3 protein-coding genes and 1 pseudogene are annotated in these 5377 nt (G+C 43.4%); 3 read left to right on the top strand and 1 reads right to left on the bottom strand.

Annotated elements, in window-relative coordinates:
- A pseudogene (locus QVD32_RS12550) lies at window positions 1-512 on the bottom strand (protein translocase subunit SecDF); the annotation flags it as partial.
- Window positions 513-816: 304 nt separating this feature from the next.
- On the opposite strand from QVD32_RS12550, the gene QVD32_RS12545 reads away from it, so the two are divergent.
- The 3 genes from QVD32_RS12545 to QVD32_RS12535 all read left to right on the top strand — a co-directional run bounded on the left by QVD32_RS12545 (window position 817) and on the right by QVD32_RS12535 (window position 4954).
- Window positions 817-1833, top strand: a complete 1017-nt coding sequence (locus QVD32_RS12545) for an acyltransferase (RefSeq protein ID WP_195241944.1) — start codon at window positions 817-819, stop codon at window positions 1831-1833.
- Window positions 1834-2267: 434 nt separating this feature from the next.
- Window positions 2268-4142, top strand: a complete 1875-nt coding sequence (locus QVD32_RS12540; protein WP_008862916.1) for an Ig-like domain-containing domain — start codon at window positions 2268-2270, stop codon at window positions 4140-4142.
- A 20-nt stretch (window positions 4143-4162) separates the two neighbouring features.
- Window positions 4163-4954 carry a DUF3108 domain-containing protein gene (locus QVD32_RS12535; protein WP_008862917.1) on the top strand — a complete coding sequence of 264 codons (792 nt, stop codon included), beginning with the start codon at window positions 4163-4165 and terminating at the stop codon, window positions 4952-4954.
- The last annotated feature ends 423 nt before the right edge of the window (window positions 4955-5377 follow it).

Here is a 5377-nt window from a genome sequence, read left to right as displayed (position 1 = left end):
AATTCTTCGCGAAGAATTGAGATTACCTCGTCGTTAGTCGATCTGGGGGTTATTTTATCTTTTAACTGGAAAGTGCTGAAAATAGCCGAAAGTCTCACATTCGGATCTATCTTTTTGTATTCGTTGTAGAACGAAACAATAAAGTCGTTGTTCCCGGCCTGAGCAGCCTGAGCGGCAGCAATAGCTGCGTTGAAGTTAGGATCCGGGTTATTATTCGACAAAGATTTGAGCACGTCTGCCACAGAAATTTGCAGCGTTACGTTCATACCTCCTTTCAGGTCAAGACCCAAACCTATTTCCATTTCACGGCATTGCTGATACGTGTAATACCACCAATACACCTTTTCCGTAGAGATAGAGTCGATATAATGTTTATACTTAGCCTCATCGCCCGCAGCATACTCTTTCGCCTTATTATTGTAAATAGCGGTTACAACCGAAAACGAAAGATAGAACAAACAGATAAGTGTAAGCAAAACCGCAACGACTCTAATAAATCCTTTGTTTTGCATGTGACTATTACTTTATTTTTTGTTTAATGAATTTCGTATTTTTATCAAGGTGCAAAGATATATTATTTTTTCACAGAAGCCCAAAATTATTCGATTTATTTATTATTAGCGTTTTTTACACCGATAAAGCACAATCCCCCAAAGAAACATGAAAAAGAAAACGATTATATCTTTTTCAAGATTTAATATTATTTTTGTACTTCGGTTATAACCCGAGGCTCATGCCTCGACCGAAGCGCCGCATTTCCGATATTTCGACGTGACGGCAAATCGATTATTAACCCTATAAGTTATGCCCAATTATATGAACAAAATAGGAGGAGAGCCACAAGAGCGTAGTTCAAATATCGAACTTCTGAGAATACTTTCGATGTTCTTGGTTCTGACGATTCATTATATTCCCTACCGAACACTGCCGACACACGACACATTGGCTCACGATACGCTCGGCACACTGTTCGATCTCGAATTACGTAGTATCAGCTTCGTCTGTGTCAATTGTTTTATTCTCATCTCCGGGTACTTCGGTATCCGTTGGAAATTAAAATCTTTCTCCAACCTCCTTTTTCAAATATTGTTCTGGGCGATCGTATGCCCTATTATCGTATCCGCCGCAACCGATTCCTTCAACATGACCGACCTATTCAAGACATTATATCACAACACATTCTCCCGCTGGTTTATCGAAGCGTACATCGGACTATACATACTGGCCCCGATGATAAACCGCTTCATCGAAAAATCGACACATCGGGAGTTGGGTATATTCATTCTTGCTTTTTATCTGTTCAGCACCTTGTTCGGCTACTTGGGAAAAGCCTATGACTTCAACAAAGGCATGAGCATCATCAGCCTCGTGGGGCTATATTTGATAGGAGCCTATCTCCGCCGGAAACAAGACGGCATATTCGATCTCTCGAAATACGTCTATTTAGGTGTTTACCTCGTTACCGGATTCATTATGGTAGCCATCGCCGCCCTCATCTTGAAAGCAGGATTCACGATTACCCCTTATAGCTACCTCAACCCCCTTATCGTTCTCGAATCCATAGCCCTGTTCTTGTTCTTCAAAAAACTAAATATCGGTAGCATAAAATGGATCAACTATATCGCAGTTTCCTCGTTCGCCGTATATTTAATCCATAACGACCTCTCCATTAAACCCCTATACTGCGCAGCATGCGACTATATCGAAGCGCATTACACCCCATCATTCCCGTATGCCTTGCTGTTTATGGCGGGAGTATTCATCGTATCGGTAATGGCAGATAAAGTCCGGCTGTTCATATACAAACATACGCTATTGAAACTATTGAAATAAAAAAATTATACCCTCTCCTCGCCCGTCGGTTTGTGGGAGAGAGCAAGCAAAAAGGGAGAAAGTTAGATACCTCCTACTTGCTGCACAAAAATGCCAAACTATAAAATAAAAAGTACCACCCTCCTCCCTTGCCGTGTCCCGTAACATTACGGGGTGTTTTGCAACGCAAAATATAGGGGAGGGGTCCGTAGGACGGAGGGGTTAGCTCTACAAAAAATCCTATATACTATCTTTTTTAGCCCCCCTTTTCTTAGGAACTCGATTCACCCCCTGTGATGAAAAAATTGAAAATAGGCTGCACATCGGTAAAAATAGGCACACTTGCTTTTGGTCTCGGTTTGCACTATCTTTGTCGCAAATAGATCGATTCGGCAAAACAGAACATAACTTGTTTCTGTTCTTATTTGTACTATCTTTACATAAAATATTCGACGATGAATCCGAAACACCCCCTTTCCACGATAACAGTCTATCGGCTGGTCGCCTCGTTCATTCTGGCGATTTCCATATATTCCTGCGCCAACATGTCGAGACCCGGCGGTGGTCCCCGCGATGAAACACCGCCTGTATTCATCAAGAGCATGCCGGTTCCTAACGCATTGAACGTTTCGAAACAGAAAATCGAAATCGAATTCGACGAAATCATTCAAGTAGACAAACCGTCCGAAAAAGTAATCGTCTCCCCCCCCCAAAAAGATATGCCCGAAATTCGTACTTCGGGACGTAAAATAACCGTGATTCTTAAAGACTCGTTACTACCCAACACGACCTATACTATCGACTTTTCCGATGCCATCATCGACAACAACGAGCGCAATCCGCTCTATGGATTCGCCTACTCCTTTTCGACCGGCCCCAAGATAGACTCTCTGCAAGTTTCGGGAATACTACTCAATGCCCGGGATTTGGAGCCCATAACCGGCATGTTGGTAGGATTACACAGCGACCTCGAAGACTCGGCTTTCCAGAAACTCCCATTAGAAAGAATTGCCAGTTCCGACGAATTAGGTCATTTCACGATACGAAATGTAACACCCGGCAAATACCGTCTATTCGCGCTGAAAGACATGAACCGAGACTACCGCTTCGACAACCCGTCGGAAGATATCGCTTTTCTCGATTCTATCGTTATTCCTTCGGCCGATGTTAAATTACACGTCGACACCATTTGGAAAGACAGCGTCACCATCGACACCATTATCGAATACAACCACACCCATTTCTATCCGAACGATATTCTGCTCACGGCATTCAACGAAGGATTCCAATCTCAATATCTCGACAAAAGCGAAAGAAAAGACCGTCGTAAAATCGACCTTTATTTCAAAGCTCCCGCCGATTCGTTGCCCAAGCTGAAGCCGCTGAATTTCGAGCAAGAAGACTGGGCCATTCTCGAACGCTCGTTCCATAACGACACGCTGCAATACTGGATAAAAGACTCGCTCATTTACAACATGGATACACTTTTATTCACGGCCGAATATCTCCGTACCGACACGTTAAGACAATTGTCTCTCTACAACGATACGCTCAAATTCATCATGAAAAAAGTCAAAGCGCCCAAGAAAAAAGAAAAAAAGAAAGACAAGGACAACGACTCCATCGAAGTTCCCGAAATCCAATTCATGCAAATGAACGCCAAGATAAGCTCTTCTCTCGATGTTTATAAACCGCTTCGTTTTTCCTTTGCCGAACCATTGCAAACATACGATGCAGGGAAAATACATCTGGAACAAAAAAGAGACACCTTGTGGATACCTGTTGCCGACTCCCTGTACACATTCCTCCAAGACTCCATTGCTATCCGGGACTACACACTCACCTACAAATGGACTCCGGGAGAATCCTATCGCATCGTTATGGACTCCACGGCATTCACCAATATTTACGGACTATTCACGAACACCTATAAACAAGAATTCAAAGTCAAAGCCCTCGAAGATTACGCCAATCTGTATCTCTCTATTTCGGGCGTATCCGATTCCGCCTTTGTCGAAATTCTTGATTCAGGAGACAAACCCGTAAGAACAGCCCCGGTCATCAATGGAGGAGCCGAGTTCATGTATATGAATCCGGGTACTTACTACGCCCGCTTATTTATCGACCGTAACGGAAACGGGAAATACGACACCGGGAACTACTCCGAGAAAAGACAGCCCGAAGAAGTTTCGTATTACCCACAGGAACTCGAACTGAAAGCCAATTGGGATATAGAACAGGATTGGGACATCTATGCGACACCGGTCGATAAACAAAAACCCGACAAAATAAAGAAAAACAAGCCCAAAGAGAAAAAACGAAATTACTGACAATCTTAATAACAAACCGCATGCTACGCCATCGTTATATGAAAAACACCGGGTCGTTACGCCGTATTACTTTCGGGATTCTTTTTTGGAGTATGGCGAACGGAATTTATGCGCAAACGACTCCGGGTATGCAACCCGAATGGCTATCCTACGATGTCATATACCAACTGGGATTTCTCTGGAAGCGGGCAGCGACAGCTACGCTCCAACTCACCGAATACCCCGACAAATATACATCTGTTTTAAAAGCTCGTACACTCCCCTTTGCCGACAACATATTCAAAGTACGCGACACACTGGTATCCGATATGCAGCGAAACAAAGAACTGCTACCCATTTATTACGCCAAACTCGCTGACGAAAACGGGACTTACCGGAAAGACGAAGTAAATTATACCTACGATGGAAACTCGACCACGGGAAATATCCGCCTATATCGGCCCAAGCGTAACGCCATAGAGGACTATACACTCACCGAACCCGGTATAGTCTACGACATGCTGAGTATCTTTTACGTGATTCGCACCTTCGACTTCCGAGCAATGGAAATGTATCAAATCTATAACACCAAAATTTTCTCCGGTAAAAACCTCGAATACCTCGAAATAGAATATTTGGGACAGGAAATCCTCAAACAAAACAAAAAGGAATACAGCACCTACAAACTTCATTTCCGATTCTATGACAGAACCGGCAAAAAGACCAGCGACAAAATCTCGGCATGGATCTCTACCGACAATAAACGCATACCCTTGAAAGTAGAAGGGAAACTTCCCTTAGGCTCTATGAAAGCCGTGTACACGGGAGAATAGAAACTATCTATCATTATATCATGGGCAAGAGCTAAAAACTGACCTCCTGCACATGCAGCGTGATAGGGAAGGTATCCGAAAGATGGAAAGGTTAGTTCTACAAAAATCCTATCTTTTTTAACCCCTCTCATCGTCGCTACCGCTCCTCTGTGTCTCCCCTATTCTCCGCAACTCCCCGTAATACTACGGGACACGGCAGGGGAGAAGAACAAACACAATACACAGGAAAGTATTAACCTCCTCTGTGTTTTGCATAGCAAAATATAGGGGAGGTGTCCGCAGGACGGAGAGGTTAAAAAATATCCATAGCAGAGGAAGCATATAAAAACATCACTCTCTCCCTATGTTTCTGTAAAGGAATAGAAAGTACTCACAAAGCAAAAAGAAAGCACAAAAGGCCGATCGAAGTGTCGCTTTTAATCC

The organism is Barnesiella sp. (assembly GCF_022723415.1).
Taxonomy (GTDB): Bacteria; Bacteroidota; Bacteroidia; order Bacteroidales; family Barnesiellaceae; genus Barnesiella; species Barnesiella intestinihominis.
This window is presented reverse-complemented; position numbering and strand designations above follow the sequence as displayed.